The 21,256-nt window shown below is 72.3% G+C and carries 25 protein-coding genes; 10 read left to right on the top strand and 15 right to left on the bottom strand.

The features are described from left to right. Window positions 1-46 precede the first annotated feature (46 nt). The gene (gene dtd, locus ACFW1A_RS05375) at window positions 47-496 is read left to right on the top strand and encodes a D-aminoacyl-tRNA deacylase (protein WP_380404494.1); all 450 of its coding nucleotides are present in this window, start codon (window positions 47-49) and stop codon (window positions 494-496) included. Between the two features lie 14 nt (window positions 497-510). Here the strand turns inward: dtd and ACFW1A_RS05370 are convergent, their stop codons facing one another. The 3 genes from ACFW1A_RS05370 to ACFW1A_RS05360 are packed head-to-tail and all read right to left on the bottom strand — an operon-like array spanning window position 511 to window position 2,576. After that, on the bottom strand, window positions 511-1,473 hold the full coding sequence (locus ACFW1A_RS05370) for a YgfZ/GcvT domain-containing protein (protein ID WP_380404491.1): 963 nt from the start codon (window positions 1,471-1,473) through the stop codon (window positions 511-513). Between the two features lie 10 nt (window positions 1,474-1,483). After that, window positions 1,484-1,939, bottom strand: coding sequence for a Fur family transcriptional regulator (locus tag ACFW1A_RS05365; protein WP_380404488.1), 456 nt, complete (start codon window positions 1,937-1,939; stop codon window positions 1,484-1,486). A gap of 52 nt (window positions 1,940-1,991) precedes the next feature. Further along, on the bottom strand, window positions 1,992-2,576 hold the full coding sequence (locus tag ACFW1A_RS05360; protein WP_380404485.1) for an FABP family protein: 585 nt from the start codon (window positions 2,574-2,576) through the stop codon (window positions 1,992-1,994). A gap of 290 nt (window positions 2,577-2,866) precedes the next feature. Here ACFW1A_RS05360 and ACFW1A_RS05355 point away from each other — a divergent pair, with 290 nt between their 5' ends. Beyond that, entirely contained in the window at window positions 2,867-3,229 is a 363-nt protein-coding gene (locus tag ACFW1A_RS05355) for a DsrE family protein (RefSeq protein ID WP_380404481.1), read from the top strand. On the opposite strand, the gene ACFW1A_RS05350 is transcribed toward ACFW1A_RS05355, so the two are convergent. From ACFW1A_RS05350 to ACFW1A_RS05325, 6 genes are all read right to left on the bottom strand, one after another. After that, window positions 3,223-3,534, bottom strand: a complete 312-nt coding sequence (locus tag ACFW1A_RS05350; RefSeq protein ID WP_380404478.1) for a DUF3099 domain-containing protein — start codon at window positions 3,532-3,534, stop codon at window positions 3,223-3,225. The genes ACFW1A_RS05355 and ACFW1A_RS05350 overlap by 7 nt on opposite strands. 69 nt (window positions 3,535-3,603) lie before the next feature. Then, window positions 3,604-3,894: a DUF1416 domain-containing protein gene (locus ACFW1A_RS05345; RefSeq protein ID WP_110666791.1), complete on the bottom strand. Its 291-nt coding sequence runs from the start codon at window positions 3,892-3,894 to the stop codon at window positions 3,604-3,606. A 36-nt stretch (window positions 3,895-3,930) separates the two neighbouring features. Continuing rightward, on the bottom strand, window positions 3,931-4,773 hold the full coding sequence (locus tag ACFW1A_RS05340) for a sulfurtransferase (RefSeq protein ID WP_380404475.1): 843 nt from the start codon (window positions 4,771-4,773) through the stop codon (window positions 3,931-3,933). Window positions 4,774-5,006: 233 nt separating this feature from the next. Beyond that, window positions 5,007-5,087 (bottom strand): Ms5788A family Cys-rich leader peptide, encoded by an 81-nt coding sequence (locus tag ACFW1A_RS05335; protein WP_369405619.1) that lies wholly within the window; start codon window positions 5,085-5,087, stop codon window positions 5,007-5,009. A 122-nt stretch (window positions 5,088-5,209) separates the two neighbouring features. Then, the gene (locus ACFW1A_RS05330) at window positions 5,210-5,899 is read right to left on the bottom strand and encodes a DUF2993 domain-containing protein (protein WP_380404472.1); all 690 of its coding nucleotides are present in this window, start codon (window positions 5,897-5,899) and stop codon (window positions 5,210-5,212) included. Between the two features lie 110 nt (window positions 5,900-6,009). Beyond that, window positions 6,010-6,297, bottom strand: a complete 288-nt coding sequence (locus ACFW1A_RS05325; protein WP_380404469.1) for a MoaD/ThiS family protein — start codon at window positions 6,295-6,297, stop codon at window positions 6,010-6,012. Between the two features lie 373 nt (window positions 6,298-6,670). Between ACFW1A_RS05325 and ACFW1A_RS05320 the strand changes: the two genes are divergently transcribed. From ACFW1A_RS05320 to ACFW1A_RS05300, 5 genes are all read left to right on the top strand, one after another. Then, window positions 6,671-7,405: a response regulator transcription factor gene (locus tag ACFW1A_RS05320; protein ID WP_380404466.1), complete on the top strand. Its 735-nt coding sequence runs from the start codon at window positions 6,671-6,673 to the stop codon at window positions 7,403-7,405. 71 nt (window positions 7,406-7,476) lie between these two features. Continuing rightward, complete coding sequence (locus ACFW1A_RS05315) at window positions 7,477-8,523, top strand: LacI family DNA-binding transcriptional regulator (protein ID WP_380404463.1); 1,047 nt, start codon at window positions 7,477-7,479, stop codon at window positions 8,521-8,523. Between the two features lie 89 nt (window positions 8,524-8,612). Beyond that, complete coding sequence (locus tag ACFW1A_RS05310) at window positions 8,613-9,806, top strand: S1C family serine protease (RefSeq protein ID WP_380404460.1); 1,194 nt, start codon at window positions 8,613-8,615, stop codon at window positions 9,804-9,806. Window positions 9,807-9,928: 122 nt separating this feature from the next. Next, a complete protein-coding gene (locus ACFW1A_RS05305) occupies window positions 9,929-10,702 on the top strand; it encodes a response regulator transcription factor (protein ID WP_380404457.1) in 774 nt (257 codons plus the stop codon). An 86-nt stretch (window positions 10,703-10,788) separates the two neighbouring features. Beyond that, entirely contained in the window at window positions 10,789-12,273 is a 1,485-nt protein-coding gene (locus tag ACFW1A_RS05300) for a sensor histidine kinase (RefSeq protein ID WP_380404454.1), read from the top strand. A gap of 29 nt (window positions 12,274-12,302) precedes the next feature. Here the strand turns inward: ACFW1A_RS05300 and ACFW1A_RS05295 are convergent, their stop codons facing one another. The 5 genes from ACFW1A_RS05295 to ACFW1A_RS05275 form a co-directional block, all read right to left on the bottom strand. Then, on the bottom strand, window positions 12,303-13,613 hold the full coding sequence (locus tag ACFW1A_RS05295) for an ATP-binding protein (RefSeq protein ID WP_380404547.1): 1,311 nt from the start codon (window positions 13,611-13,613) through the stop codon (window positions 12,303-12,305). A 55-nt stretch (window positions 13,614-13,668) separates the two neighbouring features. Continuing rightward, window positions 13,669-15,243 carry an SCO6880 family protein gene (locus tag ACFW1A_RS05290; protein WP_380404451.1) on the bottom strand — a complete coding sequence of 525 codons (1,575 nt, stop codon included), beginning with the start codon at window positions 15,241-15,243 and terminating at the stop codon, window positions 13,669-13,671. A gap of 7 nt (window positions 15,244-15,250) precedes the next feature. After that, complete coding sequence (locus ACFW1A_RS05285) at window positions 15,251-16,549, bottom strand: hypothetical protein (RefSeq protein ID WP_380404448.1); 1,299 nt, start codon at window positions 16,547-16,549, stop codon at window positions 15,251-15,253. Continuing rightward, on the bottom strand, window positions 16,539-17,354 hold the full coding sequence (locus ACFW1A_RS05280; RefSeq protein ID WP_380404445.1) for a hypothetical protein: 816 nt from the start codon (window positions 17,352-17,354) through the stop codon (window positions 16,539-16,541). Before ACFW1A_RS05280 ends, ACFW1A_RS05285 begins: the two co-directional genes overlap by 11 nt. Window positions 17,355-17,468: 114 nt before the next feature. Beyond that, on the bottom strand, window positions 17,469-17,780 hold the full coding sequence (locus tag ACFW1A_RS05275) for a hypothetical protein (protein ID WP_110666871.1): 312 nt from the start codon (window positions 17,778-17,780) through the stop codon (window positions 17,469-17,471). Window positions 17,781-18,190: 410 nt separating this feature from the next. Here ACFW1A_RS05275 and ACFW1A_RS05270 point away from each other — a divergent pair, with 410 nt between their 5' ends. Together ACFW1A_RS05270 and ACFW1A_RS05265 are read left to right on the top strand one after the other, a co-directional pair. Continuing rightward, window positions 18,191-19,231, top strand: coding sequence for an NlpC/P60 family protein (locus tag ACFW1A_RS05270; protein ID WP_380404442.1), 1,041 nt, complete (start codon window positions 18,191-18,193; stop codon window positions 19,229-19,231). A gap of 80 nt (window positions 19,232-19,311) precedes the next feature. Then, window positions 19,312-20,019: a phosphatase PAP2 family protein gene (locus ACFW1A_RS05265; protein WP_380404439.1), complete on the top strand. Its 708-nt coding sequence runs from the start codon at window positions 19,312-19,314 to the stop codon at window positions 20,017-20,019. A gap of 20 nt (window positions 20,020-20,039) precedes the next feature. Here the strand turns inward: ACFW1A_RS05265 and ACFW1A_RS05260 are convergent, their stop codons facing one another. Then, window positions 20,040-20,231, bottom strand: coding sequence for a hypothetical protein (locus tag ACFW1A_RS05260; protein WP_380404436.1), 192 nt, complete (start codon window positions 20,229-20,231; stop codon window positions 20,040-20,042). Window positions 20,232-20,370: 139 nt separating this feature from the next. Here ACFW1A_RS05260 and ACFW1A_RS05255 point away from each other — a divergent pair, with 139 nt between their 5' ends. Next, a complete protein-coding gene (locus ACFW1A_RS05255; protein WP_380404433.1) occupies window positions 20,371-21,243 on the top strand; it encodes a hypothetical protein in 873 nt (290 codons plus the stop codon). The last annotated feature ends 13 nt before the right edge of the window (window positions 21,244-21,256 follow it).

Below are 21,256 nucleotides of genomic sequence, written 5' to 3'. Positions count from 1 at the left end.
TGGGGCGCGTGCCGGCCGGCCGGGCGCCGGGGGGAGAATGGCCCGCATGCGAGCAGTGGTGCAGCGGGTGAGCGAGGCGGCCGTCACGGTGGCCGGGGAACGCGTCGGGGCGATCAGCGGCCCCGGCCTGTGCGTGCTGGTCGGGGTGACCCACGACGACACCCCCGCGCAGGCGGCCGCGCTGGCGCGCAAGCTCTGGTCGCTGCGGCTGTTCGAGGGCGGGGCCGGTGACGGTCCCGGCCGCGAGCTGTCCTGCTCGGACTTCGACGGACCGCTGCTGGTGATCAGTCAGTTCACCCTCTACGGCGACGCCCGCAAGGGCCGCCGCCCCACCTGGAACGCGGCCGCCCCGGGGCCGGTCGCCGAGCCGCTGGTGGCCGAGGTGGTCGAGCAGCTGCGCGCGCTCGGCGCCAAGGTGGAGACCGGCCGGTTCGGGGCGGACATGAAGGTGTCGCTGGTGAACGACGGTCCGTTCACCGTGCTGCTGGAGGTCTAGCGCCGGAGATCCGGCTAGGGCGCGACGACGACGTCCTGCGCGGCCGGCACCCCGCCGGCCCGCAGCTCGGCGTCGACCGGGGTGTTCCGCTTGACCAGGGCGAGCGCGATCGGGCCCAGCTCGTGGTGGCGGGCCGAAGAGGTCACGAAGCCCACCGCGCGCCCGGTCGGCTCGCTCGCCAGGTGCACCTCGGCGCCGTGCGGCGGCAGCACCTCCTCGGTGCCGTCCAGGTGCAGGAAGACCAGCCGGCGCGGCGGCTTGCCCAGGTTGTGCACCCGGGCCACCGTCTCCTGGCCGCGGTAGCAGCCCTTGTTCAGGTGCACCGCGGTGCGCAGCCAGTCCACCTCGTGCGGGATGGTGCGGTGGTCGGTCTCGAAGCCCAGCCGCGGGCGGTGCGCCTCGATGCGCAGCGCCTCGTACGCCCAGATACCGGCCGGACGGCCGAACTCCTTGACCTGCTCGGACAGTTCGGCGCGCGGCAGGAACAGGTCGCGGCCCCAGGGCAGTTCCCGCACCGCGGCGGCACCGGCGGCCGCGGCGGTGTGGCCGGCCGGCAGGTGCACCACGGCGAACTGCTCGGTGGCGTCGGCGACCTCCACCCGGTACATGAACCTCATCCGCTCCAGGTACGCCACCAGCTCGCCCTGGGTGCCCGGCTCGACGTGCGCCCAGCTGGTGGTGCCGTCGTCCACCAGGTAGAGGGCGTGCTCGACGTGTCCGTTCGGGGACAGGATCAGCGCCTCCGCCGCCTGCTGGGCGGGCAGTTCGCTGACGTGCTGGGTGAGCAGCAGGTGCAGCCAGGCCAGCCGGTCCGGGCCGGTCACGGTGACCACGCCGCGGTGCGAGAGGTCGGTGAAGGCGCGGCCGGCCGCCAGCTCGCGCTGTTCGCGGAAGAGGTCGCCGTAGTGGGCCGCGACGCCCTCGTCGGGCCCCTCGGCGGGGACGGCTCCGGGCAGGGACAGCAGCGGGCTCTTCATGCCCGCCAGCTTACGACTGCGGCCCGGACAGCTTCGCGGTGCAGTCGGCGCAGCGGCCGAAGATGGCGAAGTGCTTGAGGTCGGTGTCGAAGCCGTGCTGCTCGCGCAGGCTGTCGATGAGCGGGGCGGCGATCGCGGTGTCGGTCTCGGTCACCTGCTGGCAGTCCCGGCAGACCAGGTGCAGGTGGTGGTGCCGGCCGGCCAGGTGGTAGGTCGGCGCGCCGTGGCCCAGGTGGGCGTGCGAGACCAGCCCCAGCTCCTCCAGCAGCTCCAGGGTCCGGTAGACGGTGGAGATGTTGACGCCGCTGGCGGTCTGCCGGACCCGGACCAGGATCTCGTCCGGGGTCGCGTGGTCGAGCACGTCCACCGCCTCCAGCACCAGCTGGCGCTGCGGGGTGAGGCGGTAGCCGCGCTCGCGCAGGTCCGTCGACCAGGTCTCGCGCCAGTCGGCCGTGCCGTTGTTCACTGCGTTGCCGTCCCTAGTCCACGGCCCGGGGTCCACGGCCCGGGCACCCGGTTCAGCGGAAGAAGGCGATCCCGTCGTCCGGCAGGTCGTTGATGTCCTTGATCAGCTGCGCGGGGCTGAGCACCTTCTTCAGCTGCGCGGACATGTACGGGCGCAGCGGCACCTCGGGGGCGGCCTTCTCGCCGACCCAGAGCAGCTCCTCGTTGACGTAGCCGTACAGCCGCTTGCCGCCGCTGTAGGGGGCCGAGCCCTCGACCCGGGCGACCGCGTCGGTGGCCAGGTCGATCTGCGGCTTGCCGTCCGCGAGCCGGCCGTACCAGATCTCCACGGTGCCGTCGTCGCGCACCATCGAGACCTCGACCTCGCGCTCACCGCTGGTGCCGTGGTGGTTGCTGGTGATCCGCCAGAAGCCGTGCTCGTTCTCCAGCGGGCGGACCTTCTCGCCGTCGCTGTCGAGCACCCAGCTGCGGGAGCGGTACTCGATGAACGGGCGGCCGTCGTGCCGGAAGATCAGCTCCTGGCCGAAGTTGCACTTCTCCGTGCCGGGGAAGTCGTAGACGCCCGCGCCCTCCCAGGTACCGAGGAGGAAGGCCAGCGAAACGACGTCCTTGTGGAGGTCAGAGGGGATCTCGATCATGGTCCTGGTCGCGTTCGGGGGCAGTCGGACTATCCCTACGGTACTGGGAGAGGTCAGCGCTGGCCCTGGTACAGCTTCATGACCGAGAACGCGGCGAACCAGACAATGACGATCGACATGATCACCAGCAGAGCGGTGAAGAAGATTTCCAGGCCATTGTCCATGGGGGCGCTCCCGGCTCGACGGAGAAGTACGGACGTACGGTAACGGCGCGAGTCTATCGGGCACCGCCGGGGCCCACGCGGTGAGGCCCGCCACACGGCGGCCCGCGCAGCGCATAGGCTGACGGGGTGTCGAAGAAGCTGGTCATCAAGGTCACTGCCGGAGCCGATGCGCCGGAGCGGTGCTCGCAGGCGTTCACCGTCGCCACCGTGGCGGTCGCCAGCGGGGTCGAGGTCTCGCTCTGGCTGACCGGCGAGTCCTCCTGGTTCGCGCTGCCCGGCCGGGCCGCCGAGTTCGAGCTGCCGCACGCCGCCCCGCTGCCGGAGCTGCTGGCCACGCTGCTGGCCGCCGGCCAGGTGACGCTGTGCACCCAGTGCGCGGCGCGGCGCGGCATCGAGGCGGCCGACACGCTGCCCGGCGTCCGGATCGCCGGCGCCCAGGTCTTCGTCAGCGAGATCATGGCCGACGGCGTACAGGCGCTGGTCTACTGATCCTGCGGGCCGCGCGGCCCGCGGTCCGGGCGGTCACCGCCCGGCTCCCGGTCCGGCCGGTCGCGGTCGTGGCCGGGGCGGTCCCAGTCGGGGTCGTCCCAGCGCGGGTCCTGCCACCAGTCGTCCTCGGGGTCGCGCCGGTTGGCGAAGACGGCGGCCAGCGGCGGGATCACCATCGCCACCACGCACATCGCGATCGCGGCGCCCACCGAGAAGAAGCGCACCACGCCCCAGGCGAGGACGAACAGGGCCAGGCAGCCGCCCATCATCGCGAAGTAGTACCGGTGCCGGTTGCGCTGCTGCACACCACCACGGTAGAGCGACGAGCCCCTGCCTGGGCAGGGGCTCGTCGGTACTGCTCGCGCGTCGCGGGATCAGACCGCGATCGGGACCTCGGTCAGGGCGCCCTGGGAGGCGACCACCTTGCGGTCCACGGTCGCGCCGGGAACCAGCGCGCGCACGGTCCAGTTGCCCGGGGCCGCGAAGAAGCGGAACTGCCCGGTCGCCGAGGTGGGCACCTCCGCGGTGAACTCGCCGCCCTCGTTCAGCAGCCGGACGTAGCCGCTGACCGGCTCACCGTCGCGGGTCACCGAACCCTGGATGATCGTCTCGCTCGCCACGTCAACTCCTGCCAGGTCCGGGCCGCCGGCCTTCGCACCACACATGTCTGGATCTCCTTGCTTCTCGGTACGCCGCGGGACTCAGTTGGCGCCGAGCTCGATCGGGACGCCGACCAGGCTGCCGTACTCGGTCCAGGAGCCGTCGTAGTTGCGGACGTTCTCCTGGCCCAGCAGCTGGTGCAGCACGAACCAGGTGAGCGCGGAGCGCTCGCCGATCCGGCAGTAGGCGATGGTGTCCTTGGACAGGTCGACGCCCTCGGCGGCGTAGAGGGCGCGCAGCTCCTCGTCCGACTTGAAGGTGCCGTCGTCGTTGGCGTTCTTCGACCACGGGATGTTGCGGGCGCTCGGCACGTGGCCCGGGCGCTGCGACTGCTCCTGCGGGAGGTGGGCCGGGGCGAGCAGGCGGCCGGAGAACTCGTCGGGCGAGCGGACGTCGACCAGGTTGGCCGTGCCGATCGCGTTCACCACGTCGTCGCGGAAGGCGCGGATCGCGGTGTCCTGGGCCTGGGCCCGGTACGTGGTGGCCGCGCGGGCGGGGACCTCGGAGCCGTCGACCAGGTCGCGGGAGTCCAGCTCCCACTTCTTGCGGCCGCCGTCGAGCAGGCGCACGTCGCCGTGGCCGTACAGCTTGAAGTACCAGAAGGCGTAGGAGGCGAACCAGTTGTTGTTGCCGCCGTAGAGGACCACGGTGTCGTCGTTGGCGATGCCCTTGGCGCTGAGCAGCGCCTCGAAGCCGGCCTGGTCGACGAAGTCGCGGCGGACCGGGTCCTGGAGGTCCTGCTTCCAGTCGATCCGGACGGCGTTCTTGATGTGGTTCTTGTCGTACGCGGACGTGTCCTCGTCCACCTCGACGATGACAACCTTCGGGTCGTCCAGGTGGGCCTGGACCCAGTCGGCGTCGACCAGGACGTCGCTGCGGCTCATGTGATCTGTCTCCATCCGGGGGCGGTTGGCGGAAGGTCAGGCACCCGGGCGGCACGGACGCTCGCCCACTCTCCGGGATGATGTCCGGATAGTGGGACGAATCTGCGCGGCGCACGCCGGCGGGCAAGGGGATTCGGTGCTGGTTCCAGCGATCGGCCGCAGGCGGGAGATGCCTGGTCAGGCCGGGAGAAGGGGCGAGGCGGCGGGTCGATTCTGCCGGAGCGGGCCGCCGGTCAGCGCATTCGACACAGGCAGGCAGCCACGCGGCAGAGGTCTACCGCCCGCCGCTTGGTGAGATCTGCCTGTCGCTTCATGGGGACGATGCTAGGGACCGGGACGCGCCGCTGTCACCAGCGTATCGAATGGCGAGACCAGAACGCTCGCATGCTGGGATTTGACCCTGTCTTGCCCCGCGCCGACCCGGCGGAGCCCCCGGTCAGCTCGTCAGCTGGACCTTGCTGCCCTCGAAATCGAGCTCCAGGCCGTCCGGCTGCGGGACGACGCTCTTCAGGTTGAGGCCCACCGGCAGGCCCTGCAGGTCGAAGCTCTTGGAGCCGATGGCGCTGCTGATCGTGCCGCTCACGCCCGGCAGGCTGCCCACGCCCGGCAGGTCGCCGACGCTGTCGACCAGGATCCTGTTGCGGTCGGTGCGCAGCTTGACCGTGGTGGTCACCTTCTGGCCGAGCACCTGGTAGCCCACCTTGAGCAGGCCGGGGCCGCCGTACGCGAGGGAGGTGCGCGCGTCCAGGCCCATCAGCCGCTGCACCTCCTGGTACCCGATCCGGCCCGAGCCGCTGCCGGAGTCGACGGTGGCGCCGGTCAGGTTGTCGTCCACCTGGACCCCGTTCAGCTGGGCGGTGAAGTGCTCCAGCTGGAAGCTCTGGCCGCCGCCGCTGAGCTGCATCTGATCCGCCGCCAGGTGGACGCTGCCCAGCCGCTTGTCGACCAGGTCGGTCAGGAACGGGAAGTCGTCGATGGAGACCGACGGGCGCCCGGTGATCCCCTGACGGCCCGCCAGCTTGTCCGCGGCCCGGCCCTCGGCCATCGAGAGGGCGATCCGGTCGGCGCCCACCAGGAGTCCACCGAGCACACCGATCGCGACGGCTGCCTTGATCCAGATCCGCATCAGTACTCTCCCCGTCCGTTCACCTGTCGCCGGTACGACGATCTGACCGGAGGCTTGGTTCCTCGGGCCCCATCCGTCCCCCGGTCACCGGGCGCCGACCGGTCGGCGGCTCAGCCGCCGGCGAACGGCGGCAGCACCTCGACGGTGCCGCCCTCGGTCAGCCGGACCAGGGCCCGGTCCCGGCCGCCGACCGGCTCGCTGTCCACCAGGTAGGAGCAGATGTCCAGCAGGCGGACGAACGTCGCCCTGTCGGCGTGCCGCTCCTTGGCCTGGGCCAGCGCCTCGGCCAGGGTGGCGGCGCGGTACGGCTCCTCGGCGAGCCCCGCCGCGGACTTGGCGGCGGCCCAGTAGCGGATGGTCCCGGTCACCGCGGGGGAGGGTTCGGTGGTCGCGGTCATGGCGGCCCCTCTTCCTTGTGGTCTCGAAGGTGTACACGTGGGTGTGCCGGTCGCTGCCGTGCTCCATCATGGCGCGGAGCGCCGCTGGTCCGGAAAAACGCAGGCCGGCGGGGTCGCAGCCGGGGCGCACGGGCCCGACGCGAGGTTGATCACGTTGCGCACCCCCTTCGCCGACCCGCTGTGTTGGGCTATTCTCGGGGCGTGAGGGATCCGGGCAGAGTCGCCCCCGGGTCCTTTTGTGCTTTCAGGGCGCCGATACGGACGCCCTTGCGAGTGGTAGCCCACCCGCGCCGACCGCCGCACAACGAGGTGCACACCAGCGGAACGCGCGGCAGCCAGCCGGCCACGGAGAAGAAAAGGGGACGACCCGGGTATGAGTTCTCTCCTCCTGCTCACCAACGCACTGCAGCCATCGGCGGAGGTGTTGCCGGCCCTGGGTCTGCTGCTGCACCAGGTGCGGGTGGCGCCCGCCGAGGGCTCCGCCCTCGTCGACACCCCGAGCGCCGACGTGATACTGGTCGACGGCCGCCGCGACCTGCCGCAGATCCGTTCCCTCTGCCAGTTGCTGCGCTCCACCGGCGTCAGCGCGCCGCTCCTGCTGGTGGTCACCGAGGGCGGCCTGGCCGCCGTCACCGCCGAGTGGGGCATCGACGACGTGCTGCTCGACACCGCGGGGCCGGCCGAGGTGGAGGCCCGGCTGCGCCTGGCCATGGGCCGCCAGCAGCAGGCCGTGGTGGACGACAGCCCGATGGAGATCCGCAACGGCGACCTGTCGGTCGACGAGGCCACCTACTCCGCCAAGCTCAAGGGCCGGGTGCTCGACCTGACCTTCAAGGAGTTCGAGCTGCTCAAGTACCTCGCCCAGCACCCGGGCCGGGTCTTCACCCGGGCCCAGCTGCTGCAGGAGGTCTGGGGCTACGACTACTTCGGCGGCACCCGGACGGTGGACGTGCACGTGCGGCGGCTGCGGGCCAAGCTCGGCGTCGAACACGAACAGCTCATCGGCACCGTGCGCAACGTCGGCTACCGGTTCGTCGTCCCCTCGCAGGCGGACAAGGGCGACCGGGCGGCCGCCGAACAGCCGGTGGGCAGCGCGCACGAGGCCTGATCGAGACCGGGTCCGGGATGGTACCGGGCCCGGCCCGCCTGCTCGTGCACAAACACGCGTAGACTCCCCCCGTGGCCAAGGTGACGCGCGACGATGTAGCCCGACTGGCTGGGACCTCGACCGCGGTCGTCAGCTATGTGATCAACGACGGTCCCCGGCCGGTGGCGCCGGCGACCCGGGAGAAGGTGCTCGCCGCGATCGAGCAGCTCGGGTACCGCCCGAACAGCGTCGCGCAGGCGATGGCCTCCCGGCGGACCAACCTGATCGGCATGATCGTGCCGGACGCCCGGCAGCCGTTCTTCGCCGAGATGGCGCACGCGGTCGAACGGGCCGCCTCGGACCGCGGCAAGCTGGTGCTGATCGGCAACTCCGACTACGTCGAAGACCGCGAGATGCACTACATCCAGGCCTTCCTCGGCATGCGGGTCTCCGGTCTGATCCTGGTCAGCCAGGGCGCCCCGCAGCGCGCCGCCAAGGAGTTCGCCGCGATGGAGGGCGCCAAGGTGGTGCTGCTGCACCGCCGCCCCGAGGCGATCGACGACGTCTCGGTGGTCACCGACGACATCGGCGGCGCCGAGCTGGTGGTCCGCCACCTGCTGGAGGTGCACGGCCACCCGTACGTCGCCTGCTTCGGCGGCCCGGTGGACACCCCCGCGCCCGGCGACCCGGTGATCGACCACGTGGAGGGCTGGCAGCGGGCCATGGAGGGGGCCGGGCTGGCCACCGAGGGCCGGCTGGTGGACGCGCCGTTCCACCGCTACGGCGCCTACGAGGTGGCCCTGGAGCTGCTGCGCTCCCCGCACCGCCCGCCGGCCGTCTTCTGCTCCACCGACGACCAGGCGCTCGGCGTGCTGCGGGCCGCCCGCGAGGTGGGCCTGCGGGTGCCGGAGGACCTGGCGGTGGCCGGCTTCGACGACATCCCGGAGGCGGCCCTGGCCGACCCGCCGCTGACCACGGTGGCCAGCGAGCGGGAGGCGATGGCCCGGGCCGCGGTGGACCTGGTGCTGGACGACTCGCTGATGGTGCCGGGCTCGGACACCGAGCGGGTGCGCAAGTTCCCGTCCCGACTGGTGGTCCGGCGCTCCTGCGGCTGTCCGGCCGAGGGTGCCGCAGAGTAGCGGGTCTTTATGAGAAGCCAACGGGCTTCTCTACCCGTTCTGACCTGACTCTCATCGAATCCTCATCCGACGGGCGGACGGTGAGGTCCATGAGCGACCAGCACCGCACCACCGCAGATGAGTCGGGGTACCCCCTCCCGCCGAAGCCGGCCGAGGCGCCCACCGCTCACCTCGACCACTCCGCCGCGCCGACTCCGGACAGCGACGTACCGCCCTTCGGGACGGCGGGCTTCGGGACGGCGAACTTGGGGACCCCGGACTTCGGGACCACGGACTTCGGGAGCGCGGGCTTCGGGAGCGCGGGCTCCGGGAGCGCGGGCTTCGAGCCCGACCCCGCCGCTGCGGCCGCTCCGGCCGGCCCCGGGCACCGGGCCCGCAACGGCTTCCTGCGCAGTCGGCTCGCGCTGGTGACCGCCGTCGCCGCGGTGGCCGCCGTGCTCGGCGGGCTGGCCGGCGGCGCGGTCGCCGACAGCCGGCACGGCTCCGCGACCACCGCGAGCGCCGGCACCGTGGTCAGCCCGGTGTCCGCCAAGTCGGACGGCACCGCCGACGTGGCCGCGATCGCCGCCGCCGTCTCCCCCAGCGTCGTCCAGATCACCGTGCAGACCTCCTCCGGCACCGCGACCGGCACCGGGGTGGTGCTCACCGCGGACGGGCAGATCCTCACCAACTTCCACGTGGTCTCCGGCGCCGTCGACTCCGGCGGCACCGTCACCGTCACCTTCCAGAACGGCAGCAGGACCACCGCCACGGTCACCGGCACCGACAAGTCGACGGACGTCGCGGTGATCAGCGCCGCGCACGTCAGCGGGCTGACCCCGGCGACCCTGGGCGACTCCGACGCGGTGGCGGTCGGCGACTCGGTGGTGGCCATCGGCAACCCCGAGGGCCTGACCGGCACCGTCACCTCCGGCATCATCAGCGCCAAGAACCGCCAGGTCACCGTCCAGGTGGACGAGGGCAGCACGCGCAGCAACGGCGGCTTCGGCTACCCCAGCTTCCCCGGCTACGGCTCCTCCTCGTCCGGCCGCTCGGGCGGCGGCGACACCGCCACCTACCAGGCGCTGCAGACCGACGCGGCGCTGAACCCCGGCAACTCCGGCGGCCCGCTGATCAACGCCGCCGGCCAGGTGATCGGGATCAACTCCGCGATGTACTCCGGCAGCGGGGCCAGCTCCAGCGCCTCCACCAGCCAGGCCGGCAGCGTCGGCCTCGGCTTCGCCATCCCGATCGACTCGGTCAAGCAGCTGCTGCCCAAGATGCAGGCCGGCCAGAACCTCTGACCCCGCCGCAGGGCACCGGCTGCTCCCAGGTTCTTCCCAGGTATCGCACTGTTGCCCCGCTTCACCCCATTCGCGCCGCACAATGGCAACACCCCGCCAGCTCCAGAGAGGGCCAACCGCCGATGACACCCCCCGCCGACGACCGCAGCCCCGCCGAGCAGCCGGGCGCCCCGGCCCGCCTGCTCGTGGTCGACGACGAGCCCGCGCTGCGGGACGCCCTGGAGAGCAGCCTGGCCTTCGAGGGCTACGAGGTCATCACCGCCACCGACGGCTTCGAGGCACTCGACGCCGTCGAGCGGGAGAAGCCCGACCTGGTGCTGCTGGACATCATGATGCCCCGGATGGACGGCCTCACCGCGGTGCGCCGGATGCGCTCGCGCGGCGACACGGCGCCGGTGCTGATGCTGACCGCGCGCGACGCGGTCGGCGACCGGGTCACCGGCCTCGACGTGGGCGCCGACGACTACCTCGCCAAGCCGTTCGAGCTGGACGAGCTGCTGGCCCGGGTGCGGGCCCTGCTGCGCCGCAACGCGCTGGCCGCCGAGGCCGCCGCCCGGGCCGCCGTGGTGGAGGACGAGTCCGAGGTGCTGGCCTTCGCCGACCTGCGGATGAACACCGCCACCCGCGAGGTCACCCGGGACAACCGCCCGGTGGAGCTCACCCGCACCGAGTTCATGCTGCTGGAGATGTTCCTGGCCCACCCGCGCCAGGTGCTGACCCGGGAGCAGATCCTCAAGGCGGTCTGGGGCTTCGACTTCGAGCCCTCCTCGAACTCGCTCGACGTCTACGTGATGTACCTGCGCCGCAAGACCGAGCAGGGCGGCATGCCCCGCCTGATCCAGACCGTCCGCGGCGTCGGCTACGCGCTGCGCGCGCCGAGCGGGACGACGGCCTGACCGTGACGACCGCAGGAGTAGTTTCACGGGGGCGGGGGCGGCTGTCGCGCTGGTACCACGACAGGTCGCTGCGGAGCCGGCTGGCGATGCTGGCGTCGGTGGCGGTGGCGGTGGCGATCGCGGCGTGCGCGGTGGCGTGCTGGTTCATCGTCAAGAACCAGATGTACACGCTGCAGCAGCAGACCCTGGCCACGGCCCCCTTCCAGATCCGCACCGTGCTGGCGCCGCCCTGCGCCAGCACCCCGCAGCAGGCCGCAGCCGACGCGCAGCGCGCGTACGAGGAGCAGGTCTCGATGGGCGCGGAGAGCACCGTCCCGGACAACCGCTGGGACACCGAGCTGGTCAACAGCGACGGGACCCAGGTCTGCGTTCCGGTGGCCCAGAAGCCGCGGGCGATCGTGATCTACAAGAGCGACCTCAACGTGCTGGCCGACTACGCTCCGCCGACGCCCGGCCAGCCGCCCGGCCCGCCGCCGAAATCCACCTTCCGGCTCGGCCACTACACCACTGGGGAGCCGGCCATGGTCCGACTCACCCCGGGGACAGTCGGCAAGGCCCACCAGCCGGTCGTCCTGGTCACCGCCACCTCGTTGACCAAGGTGGACGACTCGCTCCAGAGCCTGGCGCTGATCCTGGTCGGCGTCTCCGCCGTGGGCATCGCCGTGGCCGGCGTCACCGGCCGGATAGTGGCCCGCGCCGCGCTGCGCCCCGTCCACGAGCTCACCGACGCCGTCGAGCACATCGCCCGCACCGAGGAGGTCGGCACCACCATCCCCGTGCACGGGAACGACGAGATCGCCCGGCTCTCCTCCTCCTTCAACTCCATGTCCACCGCGCTGGCCAACTCCCGTGAGCGGCAGACCCGGCTGATCGCCGACGCGGGGCACGAGCTGCGCACGCCGCTCACCTCGCTGCGGACCAACGTGGACCTGCTGATCCGCAGCAACGACACCGGCCGGCCGCTGCCCGAGGCCACCCGGACCAAGCTGCTGGGCAGCATGAAGGCCCAGATGCAGGAGCTGACCGTGCTGATCGGCGACCTGCTGCAGCTGTCCCGGCCGGACTCGCCGCGCCCGGGCCAGAACGTGGCTATCGTGCCGTTCCACGAGATCGCCCAGCGGGCGGTGGACCGGGGCAAGCTGCGCGGACCGGGGCTGGAGTTCCGGGTGGCGCTGGCCCCGTGGTACGTGCAGGCCGATCCGGCGGCCCTGGAGCGGGCCGTGATGAACCTGCTGGACAACGCGGTCAAGTACAGCCCGCCCGGCGGGACCATCGACGTGGGCCTGGAGCACGGCCGGCTGGCGGTGCGCGACCACGGTCCCGGCATCCCGGCCGACGAGCTGCAGTACGTCTTCGACCGGTTCTGGCGCTCGCCGTCCTCCCGGCAGCTGCCGGGATCGGGGCTCGGGCTGTCGATCGTGGCGCAGACCGTGCAGGACAGCGGCGGCACGGTCACCCTGGGCCCGGCGGCCGACGGCGGTCCCGGCGCGCTCGCCGTGATCCAGCTGCCCGGCGCGCCCGAGCCGCCGCCCACCGAGGTGCCGCGGACACCCGGCCCGGCCGCCGGCTGACCGCGTGCCGGGACCGGCCCGGCCGAAGGTCAGACCCCCGGCTCGGACGCCAGCTGCCGCTCCGCCCGGATCCGCTCGGCAACGGCGTCCTCGGTCATCGCGCGGTCGGTGTACACCAGCGGCCGCTCGGCCTCCGTGATGATGTGCTTGACCACTTGGACGTTGCCGTTCACGTCCCAGACCGCGATACCCGGTGACAGGGTCGGAATGATCTCCACCGCCCAGCGCGGCAGGCCGAGCACCCGGCCGGTGGCCCGGGCCTCGTCGGCCTTCTGCATGTAGATGGTGCGGGTGGAGGCCATCTTGAGGATCGCCGAGGCCTCCTTGGCGGCGGCGCCGTCCACCACGTCGGACAGGTGGTGGACCACCGCCACGAAGGAGAGGCCCAGGCGGCGGCCGAACTTCAGCAGCCGCTGGAAGAGCTGGGCCACGAACGGGCTGTTGATGATGTGCCAGGCCTCCTCGACCAGGAAGATGCGCTTCCTCCGGTCGGGGCGGATCCAGGTGTGCTCCAGCCAGACGCCGACGATCGCCATCAGGATCGGCATCGCGATCGAGTTCCGGTCGATGTGCGAGAGGTCGAAGACGATCAGCGGCGCGTCCAGGTCGATCCCGGAGCTGGTCGGACCGTCGAACATGCCGCGCAGGTCACCGTCGACCAGCCGGTCCAGCACCAGGGCCACGTCCAGGCCCCAGGACTGCACCTCGCCCGGCTCGACCCCGAGCGACTCGACCGAGGACAGGTCCGGCCGGCGCAGCGTGTCGATGATGTCGCCCAGGATCGGCTGGCGGTCCGTCACGGTGGCCCGGACGTGCGCGTGCGCGGCCTTGAGCGCGAAGCCGGCCCGCTCCTCCAGGCCGCGGCCCATCGCCACCTCGATGATGGTGCGCAGCAGCGAGAGCTGGCCGGTGGTGGTGATCGCCGGGTCCAGCGGGTTGAGCTTGACCCCGCCGTCCCGGGCCGCCATCGGGTCCAGCCGGACCGACTTTATGCCCAGCGCGTTGGCGATCAGGTTCCACTCGCCGACCCCGTCCTCGCCCTGCGCGTCCAGCACCACCACCTGGCGGTCGCGGAACCGCAGCTGGCGCAGCACGTAGGTCTTCTCCAGCGCCGACTTGCCGTTGCCGGACTCGCCGAGCACCAGCCAGTGCGGGGCGGGCAACTGCTGCCCGTAGAGCTGGAACGGGTCGTAGACGTAGCCCTTGCCGCTGTACACCTCGCGCCCGATGATCACCCCGGAGTCGCCCAGGCCCGGTGCGGCGGTCGGCAGGTAGACCGCCTGGGCCTGCCCGCTGGAGGTGCGCACGGGCAGCCGGGTGGTCTCCACCCGGCCGAACATCAGGCTGGTGAAGGCCTCGCTGAGGTTGCCAATGGCCACGGGGACCTCCAGGGGGTCAGCGGCGGATGCCGGTGGCGAACGGCAGGGTGTTGACGAAGGCCCGGTGGTGCTCGCGGTCGCACCACTCCAGCTTGAGGTAGCTCTTGCCGGCCGAGGCGCGGATGGTCCGCTTGTCCCGGGCCAGCGCCTCGGGGCTGCGCGAGGAGACGGTGATGTAGCCGACCAGGTTCACCCCGGAGGCGCCGGAGGCCAGGTCGTCACCGCGCTGGTCCACCCGGCCGCTGTGCGCCAGGTCGCGCGGGTCCACCGTGCGGTTCATCTTGGCGGCGCGGCTGGCCTCGGCCTCGTCGTTGGTCTTCTCGGTGAGCATCCGCTCGATCGCGACGTCGGTGGGCTCCAGGTCCATGGTGACGGCCACCGTGCGGATCACGTCCGGGGTGTGCACCAGCAGCGGGGCCAGGAAGTTGACGCCCACCGGGGTGAGCGGCCACTCCTTGATCCAGGCGGTGGCGTGGCACCACGGCTCCCGGGTGGCCGACTCGCGGGTCTTGGCCTGCAGGTACTGCGGGTGGGTGGCGTCGAGTTCGGCCGGCCAGGCGTTGCGCCGGGACATCGCCTGGATGTGGTCGATCGGGTGGTCCGGGTCGTACATCGAGTGCAGCAGCGAGGAGAGCCGGGCCTGGCCCAGCGGCTGCCGCACCCGGATGTCGGCCTCTGCCAACCGGGCGCAGATGTCGGTGAGTTCACGGGCCATCACGGCCGCCAGGCCGTCGTCGTCGCGGGCCCGGCGGCCGGTGGCGGTGCGACCCATCGCGTGTGCCTCGGCGGCCAGGTCGCGGGTGTAGTGCATGCAGGCCACCAGGTAGGCCCGGTGCTGCTCGGAGGAGGTGGAGACCATCGACTGCAGCTGCTCGTAGGAGTCCTTCAACCAGCGCGGCGCGTCGTGGTCGCCGCGCCGCTCCACGTCCTTGGCGTGCGCGTCCGGGTCGGCGGGCAGTGTGCGGGCCAGCATCTGCAACCGGGTCACGAAGCCGTCGCCGTTGGCCACGTGCTTGAGCAGCGTGCCGAACCGGTCGACCAGGGCCTCCTGGTCCTCCGAGTCGCGCAGGCCCACGCCCGGGCCCTCGATCTCGATCGCCGCGGTCACCGTGCGGCGCTCCAGGTGCATCAGCACGCCGACCTCGTCCGGGCCGAACGGCGCGCTCAGCCAGCGCAGCCGGCCCACGCCGGGCGGCGGGCCGACCTCGATCTCGCGGCCGTCCAGCCGGGTGCCGGCGTCCATCGCGGTGGACTGCCAGACCGCCCGGCCGCTGCGCGTGGTGCGCCGGTAGGTCCGGTTGATCTCCACCCACTTGTAGAAGGTACGGCGCCGGTAGGGCAGGTAGACCGCGGCGATCGCCAGCAGCGGGAAGCCGACCAGGCCGGCGATCCGCAGCGCCAGGACCGGCATCAGCAGGCCCCAGAGCATGCCGAGGAAGGCACCGAAGATGATCAGCATGATCTCGCCGGACTCCCGGTTGCGCCCGATCGGCGCGTTCGGTCGGGCCTTGCCGATCAAGTAGGTGCGGCGCTGGTGCGGGTACGGCTGGGCGTACTGGCCCCCGTACTGGCCGAGCGGTTCGCTGGTCATGCTGCGGTCAGCCTCCCTTCGCTGGGTTCTGCGCGGGTGTGGTCGGTGCGGACGGCTGGGCGGGCGGGGTGGGGGTGCGCGAGGCGTGCGCGGCGATGCCCGGGGCGACCGAGCCGCCGCCCGAGCCGGAGCCGGAGGCGGTGGCCGTCTCCGGACCGGCGCCGCGCGAACCGTGGGTGGAGATGCCCTGCTTCACCAGGTTGGCCGGTCCGTTGATCATCGCCGAACCGGCGCTCACCGCGTTGGCCCGGGCGTTGCGCAGGTGCGCCATCTCGTCGCCGAAGCCCGGCACGAAGCGGTAGATCGCGGTGGTGGCGAAGATCGACAGGAAGAGGATGGCCAGGCCCGCGAGGACCCGGGCGAAGTCGTCCGAGGCCCCGGCGCCGCCGGCCACCGCGCTGGCCAGGCCCAGGATGATCACGATCACCGGCTTGGCCAGGTCGACCGCGGCCATCAGTCCGGCCCAGCGGCGCACGTGCTTCCACAGCTGCTTGTCCACCAGACCCGCGTACACCGCGGTGCCGAGCAGCGCGCCCACGTAGAGCATCGCCGTGCGGATCCACAGCTCGATCCAGAGCACCACCGCCGCCAGCACCGCGACCAGCGACACCAGCACCAGGATCAGCGGCCCGCCGCCGATCGACCCGTGCTCCAGGGTGTCCGCGAAGCCGCCCAGGTAGGTGCCGGTGTCCGACTTGGTCCCGGCCGCGATCGCCTCGGTCAGCCCGTCGGTCGCGCCCACCAGGGTGTACAGGATCAGCGGCGTGAAGGCCGAGGCGATGACGGTCAGCCAGAGGAACCCGATCGCCTCGGAGAACGCCTGCGACAGCGGCACCCCGCGCACCGCGCGCTTGGTCACCGCGAGCAGCCAGAGCACCAGCGTCAGCACCGTCGAGGCCGCGAAGACCACCGCGTACTGGGCCAGGAAGTCCGCATTGGTGAAGTCGACCTGGGTGGTGGTGTCGATCACCGACGACAGGTTCCGCACCACCCACGCGGCCGCCTGCGCACAGGCCTTGGCGAGTGAACCCAGCGGGTCCGTCACGTTGCTGACGGTCCCGCCGCCGGGGGTCGACCCAGGACCGCTGGCGCAGAGGATCCCGTCCGAGGCCATCGGCAAGGAGGGGCAGTTGGGGTTGGACGGAGAGACCGAGGGCGTCGGCGTCGGCGTCGGCGCCGCGAACACCCGCTGCGCCGCGACCATCGCCCCCAGCTGCACCGTGGCCAGCAGCCCGCCGAGCCGCCAGGCGCGCCGCTTCACCCGTCCGAACTCCAGCGCCGTGTCCAGCGCACCGTCAGCGGGCATAGCGGAAGCCTCCGAACTGCTGGACGGCACCGGTGATCTCATCGGGGCCGGCGGCCTGTTGGTCGGCGGGCACCGGGGCCGGCCCGCTCTGCCGGGAGAAGTCGGTGAGCTTCCAGTCGCCCCCGACCCAGTGCAGCGTCAGCGTCAGCGTGTACCAGGTGGCCTTCACCGGCAGGGTCGAGCCGCTCCCCGCCAGCCCGCCCAGCCCCGCGCACCAGACCAGCGCCTTGGTGGTGTCGGCCGTGTACCCGTCCGTCCGCGTCCCGATCGGCACCGCGCGGCTGACGAACATCAGCCCCGTCGGCGCCCGCCCCTGCGCGTCAAGCCCGTACCCGGCCAGCGCCTGCGGCGTCATCGCCTGGTCCAGCCGGCCGCGCAGCGCGTCCAGCGCGGCCGGGTCGGCGATCGCGCCGAGTATCGTGCGCCGCCCCTCGGTCCGGAACATCTCCGCCCCGCCGAGCGCCACCGCGTAGTTGGCCGCGGCCGACTGCGCGCCCTGCTCGGTGTGCGGGTAGCCGGTGCCGATCCCGTTGGTGGTGGTGCTGACCGGCAGCTGGCCGCTGGCCGCGGTGGGCGCGGTCGCGTCCGGCGGCAGCGGGGCGGCCGAGCGGTCCGCACCACCCGACTGGGGCACGGTCTTGCCGCTGTTGGCGATCGAGATGGCGACCACCAGCAGGGTGACCACCACCAGCACCGTCAGCAGGGTGCGCAGCGGCCGGGGCTGACGGCCCGCCGGCTGCGCGGAGCCCTGTTCGCCGACCGGCAGCCGCGTACGGGTGTGCGGCTGGTCGTCGGGCAACGGCACGGCGGCCCTCCTGGGACAGGGAGCCGGTGGCTACGGGCTCCAGCGTTGAGAACGGGGCTTGCGACGCGGGTGCGCGGCCGACCCGGTGCGATCACCGGGACGACTGTCTGATCGTCAGATGGCCATGCCGTACACAATGGTGAAGAGCGTGCCCAGCGATCCGATGATGAACACGCCGGTCAGCCCGGCGATGATCAGTCCCTTGCCCTGCTCGGCGCTGAAGGTGTCACGCATCGCGGTGGCGCCGATCCGCTGCTTGGCCGCACCCCAGACCGCGATCGCCAGGCAGGCCAGGATGGCGACCGCCATCACCACCTCGACCATGATCCGGGCTTCCGACCCCAGCGTGGAGAATGGCCCCCAGTCCGGGGCGATTCCGCCGATAATGGTGTCGATACTGCCCTTCTTGGGCGGGTCCGCGGCCAGGAGGCCGCTTGCGTATCCGTTCACGGTGTTGCCCACACTGCTCACTGTGTCACCCACGTGCATTCCTGTCTCACCGCCCGATCAGGCAATTCAAGGCCCCGCACCACCGGAGTGCGAAGGGCCGGGGCCTATTCTTGGCCAGATCTGATGTCGACTTGGCTACTTCTGGAGGATTGGTCGCTCGGCACGGGACACGTACGCCAGGATGTCCACCGTACGAAGGATAGCGCTCACTCTTAGTATCTCCGATGATTGCGCTGAGCAATGACTTTCAGCAGACTCGTGGAGGTGTCGGCCGAACGACCTGGCGCGTGCGGGGGGCATATGCGTACCGGCGCCGCGCCGGAGGCTCCTGGTCCGGGATTCCCCCACGACCTCAAGCTCTCTGACACTGCATCGGGATGGTGCTGATGGTACTCCGGAATGGCACGCGAGCGGCCGTCGCAGGCGGAGCTGTTGCATTCGGCTTCCTGCTGTTGGTGGGCGTGGGGACGTATGCGGCCAGTGGGGTTCCGCAGACCGTCTCCAACTCCCAGTTGGGCCTCGCCCCGGGCACCGTGCCGGCCGCCTACGCCCAGCTGATCCAGCGGGCCGGCAGCAGCTGCCCGGAGATCTCCGCCCCGATGCTGGCCGCCCAGCTCTACCAGGAGAGCGGCTTCGACGCGGGCGCCCGCAGCCCCGTCGGCGCGCAGGGCATCGCCCAGTTCATGCCCGGCACCTGGGCCGAGTACGGGGTGGACGGCAACGGCGACGGCAAGCGCGACGTCTGGGACCCGGCCGACGCCATCCCCGCCGCGGCCGCCTACGACTGCGCGATGGCCCGCGCCACCATCGGCGTCCCCGGCGACCGCCAGGCCAACCTGCTGGCCGCCTACAACGCCGGCTCGGACGCGGTGCTCCGCTACCAGGGCGTGCCGCCCTACGCCGAGACCCAGGGCTACGTCCGCTCGATCAAGGCGCTGGCGCAGAGCTTCGCCGCGGCCGCCGCCCCGGTGGCCGTCTCCCAGCAGGCCTCCGGCGCCATCTACTTCGCCCAGACCAAGCTCGGCACCCCCTACGAGTGGGGCGGCACCGGCCTCGACGGCCGGTTCGACTGCTCCGGCCTGATGCAGGTGGCCTACGCCTCGGTGGGCATCACGCTGCCCCGGGTCGCCAACGACCAGTGGTACGCCGGCCAGCACCCCTCGCGGGACCAACTGCGCCCGGGTGACCTGGTCTTCTTCGCCACCGACCTGAACGACCCGCGCAGCATCCACCACGTCGGGATCTACGTGGGCGGCGGCTACATGATCGACGCCCCGCACACCGGCGCGGTGGTCCGCTACGACACCATCGACCAGGCGGACTACATCGGCGCCACCCGGGTCACCCAGGACGGCGCCGCGGCGCTGCCGGCCCGCGACGGCAACGGCACCATCACCGGCGGCTCGAACCCCTCGCCCCGTCCCTGACGACGTGACAGGTCCCCCACACTCCGTCAAGTAGGCTGCACCGCGAACGATCAACTGGCGCGGAGCACAGGAGGTACGGCGTGTCCACGCTGCTGGCCGACGGCAACCCGGACCTCGACCTGCTCTACACCGTCAACGGCTGGGCGAAGGCGGCGCCGCCCTGGCTGGACTCCGCGGTCTCCTGGATCGGCGAGTACGGCATCCTGCTGGGCCTGCTGACGCTCTGTGCGGTCGGCTGGCTGCGGGCCAGGAAGCAGTCGAACGCCCCGGTGAAGGTGGCCGGCATGGTCTGGGTCCCGCTCTCGGTGGCGCTGGCCGAGCTGGCCAACCTGCCGATCGCCGCGATCGTGGACCGCCCGCGCCCGTTCGTCAGCCACACCGGCCTGGACGTGCTGGTGGCCGGCAAGGCCGGCACCCACTCCTTCGTCAGCGACCACGCCACGATGGCGATGGCCTTCGCGGTGGCGCTCTTCCTGGTGGACCGCAGGCTCGGTGCCCTGGCCGGCCTGCTGGCCCTGCTGCAGGGCTTCTGCCGGATGTTCATGGGCGTGCACTACCCGACCGACGTGCTGGGCGGCTACGCGCTGGCCGCCGCCGTGGTGCTGCTGCTGGCGCCGATCGCGATGGCGGTCCTGGTCCCGCTCTGCCACGCGGTGACCCGGACCGCGCTGGCCCCGCTGGTCACCGCCGCCCCGCCGGCCGACCCGGGCGGTCGCCGCCGGCGCGCGCACGGGCACCGGTCCGCCCCGCAGCGCCGCCCGGCGGACGAGTCCGACCTGGCCGCCTAGCGGCCGAGGCGGGAGCATGGTCAGGACTGCTCCGCCAGGTGCTCGGTGGCGTCCCGGCGGGCCTTGTCCCGGGACCGCCGACCGGGTGCGAACCACCCGCAGCTGCACGCCGCGTGGGCGAACGAACCGCGCTCGCTGACCGTCACCGCGTGCCCCGGCGCAGCCTCCGGCTCGGGGGCGGCGGGACCGGGCGGGGAGGGCAGGACCGACACGCCCTCCACCGTAGCCCACCGGCGCGCGCGATCCGCCGTGCGCCGGTAAGGCGTAACCCCCGCTTCCCCGAATCGTTCTCGCCAGTACCGGCTGTCGTCCAGCAAGGGGCGCCGGCGCTTCGAGGGGGTTGAGATCACCATGCGGACTTCGCGCCAGACCCGGCTGCTCGCGACGGCCGTCGGCCCGCTGCTGGCCGCCGTGCTGACCGGTTGCGGCACCTCGGCGACCGGCTCCTCGGACGCCGGGTCGGGGGACGGCCACAGCCAGGTGGCCGACAAGCTGGCCGACGACCCGCTCACCGCCGTGCGCAACGCCGCCGACATCACCGGCCACGCCGGCTCGGCCTCGGCCGCCACCCAGCTGACCACCGAGTCGGGCGACAAGAAGGCCTCCTTCACCGGCGCCGGCCCCTACGACTACGCCAAGCGGATCGGCCGGCTGGAGGTGCAGGTGCCGCCGGGCGCGGCCACCACCGGCAAGGTGGTCGAGGTGGTCGAACCCGGCCTGGTCTTCCTGCAGAACAGCGGCGCCAAGGTGCCGGCCGGCAAGTGGGTCAAGCTGGACGTGCGGCAGTTGGCCGACGGCAACCTGATCAGCAACGGCGCCACCGACCCGGCCACCGCCGCGGGCGCCCTGCGCGGCGCCCAGCAGGCCTCGCTGCTCGGCACCGAGACGGTGGACGGCGTCCAGCTGAAGCACTACCGGGGCACCCTGGACCTGGGCAAGGCGGCCGACGCGACCGGCGGTCCGGCCGCCAACGGCCTGCGCCAGGCCGGTGCGACCTTCACCGTCAAGGCGGTCCCGTTCGAGGCCTGGCTGGACGAGCAGGGGCGGCTGCACAAGGTGACCGAGACCTTCGCCTTCGCCGGGGTGGCCGGCTCGAAGGACCCCAAGGACCAGGTGAAGGTCGTCTCCACGCTGACGCTCAGTGAGTTCGGCAGCGCCGTCCAGGTGGCCGAGCCGGCCGCGGCGGACGTGGTGGACATGCAGGACGGCAGCTCGCCGAAGTGAGCTGCCCCGACGA

Origin of the sequence: Kitasatospora sp. NPDC058965 (genome assembly GCF_042741245.1) — a bacterium.
Lineage (GTDB): Bacteria > Actinomycetota > Actinomycetes > Streptomycetales > Streptomycetaceae > Kitasatospora.
Note: the sequence above shows the minus strand (reverse complement) of the source record. Positions and strands in the feature narration are given on the sequence as shown.

Excerpts from the sequence above, each read along its gene's own strand:
- dtd (WP_380404494.1), top strand. The coding sequence starts at position 47 with ATGCGAGCAGTGGTGCAGCGGGTGAGCGAGGCGGCCGTCACGGTGGCC.
- ACFW1A_RS05345 (WP_110666791.1), bottom strand. The coding sequence starts at position 3,894 with ATGTGTGGTGCGAAGGCCGGCGGCCCGGACCTGGCAGGAGTTGACGTG.
- ACFW1A_RS05335 (WP_369405619.1), bottom strand. The coding sequence starts at position 5,087 with ATGAAGCGACAGGCAGATCTCACCAAGCGGCGGGCGGTAGACCTCTGC.
- ACFW1A_RS05325 (WP_380404469.1), bottom strand. The coding sequence starts at position 6,297 with ATGACCGCGACCACCGAACCCTCCCCCGCGGTGACCGGGACCATCCGC.
- ACFW1A_RS05305 (WP_380404457.1), top strand. The coding sequence starts at position 9,929 with ATGACACCCCCCGCCGACGACCGCAGCCCCGCCGAGCAGCCGGGCGCC.
- ACFW1A_RS05285 (WP_380404448.1), bottom strand. The coding sequence starts at position 16,549 with ATGCCCGCTGACGGTGCGCTGGACACGGCGCTGGAGTTCGGACGGGTG.
- ACFW1A_RS05270 (WP_380404442.1), top strand. The coding sequence starts at position 18,191 with ATGGTACTCCGGAATGGCACGCGAGCGGCCGTCGCAGGCGGAGCTGTT.
- ACFW1A_RS05320 (WP_380404466.1), top strand. The coding sequence starts at position 6,671 with ATGAGTTCTCTCCTCCTGCTCACCAACGCACTGCAGCCATCGGCGGAG.
- ACFW1A_RS05295 (WP_380404547.1), bottom strand. The coding sequence starts at position 13,613 with ATGTTCGGCCGGGTGGAGACCACCCGGCTGCCCGTGCGCACCTCCAGC.
- ACFW1A_RS05340 (WP_380404475.1), bottom strand. The coding sequence starts at position 4,773 with ATGAGCCGCAGCGACGTCCTGGTCGACGCCGACTGGGTCCAGGCCCAC.
- ACFW1A_RS05290 (WP_380404451.1), bottom strand. The coding sequence starts at position 15,243 with ATGACCAGCGAACCGCTCGGCCAGTACGGGGGCCAGTACGCCCAGCCG.
- ACFW1A_RS05255 (WP_380404433.1), top strand. The coding sequence starts at position 20,371 with ATGCGGACTTCGCGCCAGACCCGGCTGCTCGCGACGGCCGTCGGCCCG.
- ACFW1A_RS05300 (WP_380404454.1), top strand. The coding sequence starts at position 10,789 with ATGCTGGCGTCGGTGGCGGTGGCGGTGGCGATCGCGGCGTGCGCGGTG.
- ACFW1A_RS05310 (WP_380404460.1), top strand. The coding sequence starts at position 8,613 with ATGAGCGACCAGCACCGCACCACCGCAGATGAGTCGGGGTACCCCCTC.
- ACFW1A_RS05370 (WP_380404491.1), bottom strand. The coding sequence starts at position 1,473 with ATGAAGAGCCCGCTGCTGTCCCTGCCCGGAGCCGTCCCCGCCGAGGGG.
- ACFW1A_RS05360 (WP_380404485.1), bottom strand. The coding sequence starts at position 2,576 with ATGATCGAGATCCCCTCTGACCTCCACAAGGACGTCGTTTCGCTGGCC.
- ACFW1A_RS05330 (WP_380404472.1), bottom strand. The coding sequence starts at position 5,899 with ATGCGGATCTGGATCAAGGCAGCCGTCGCGATCGGTGTGCTCGGTGGA.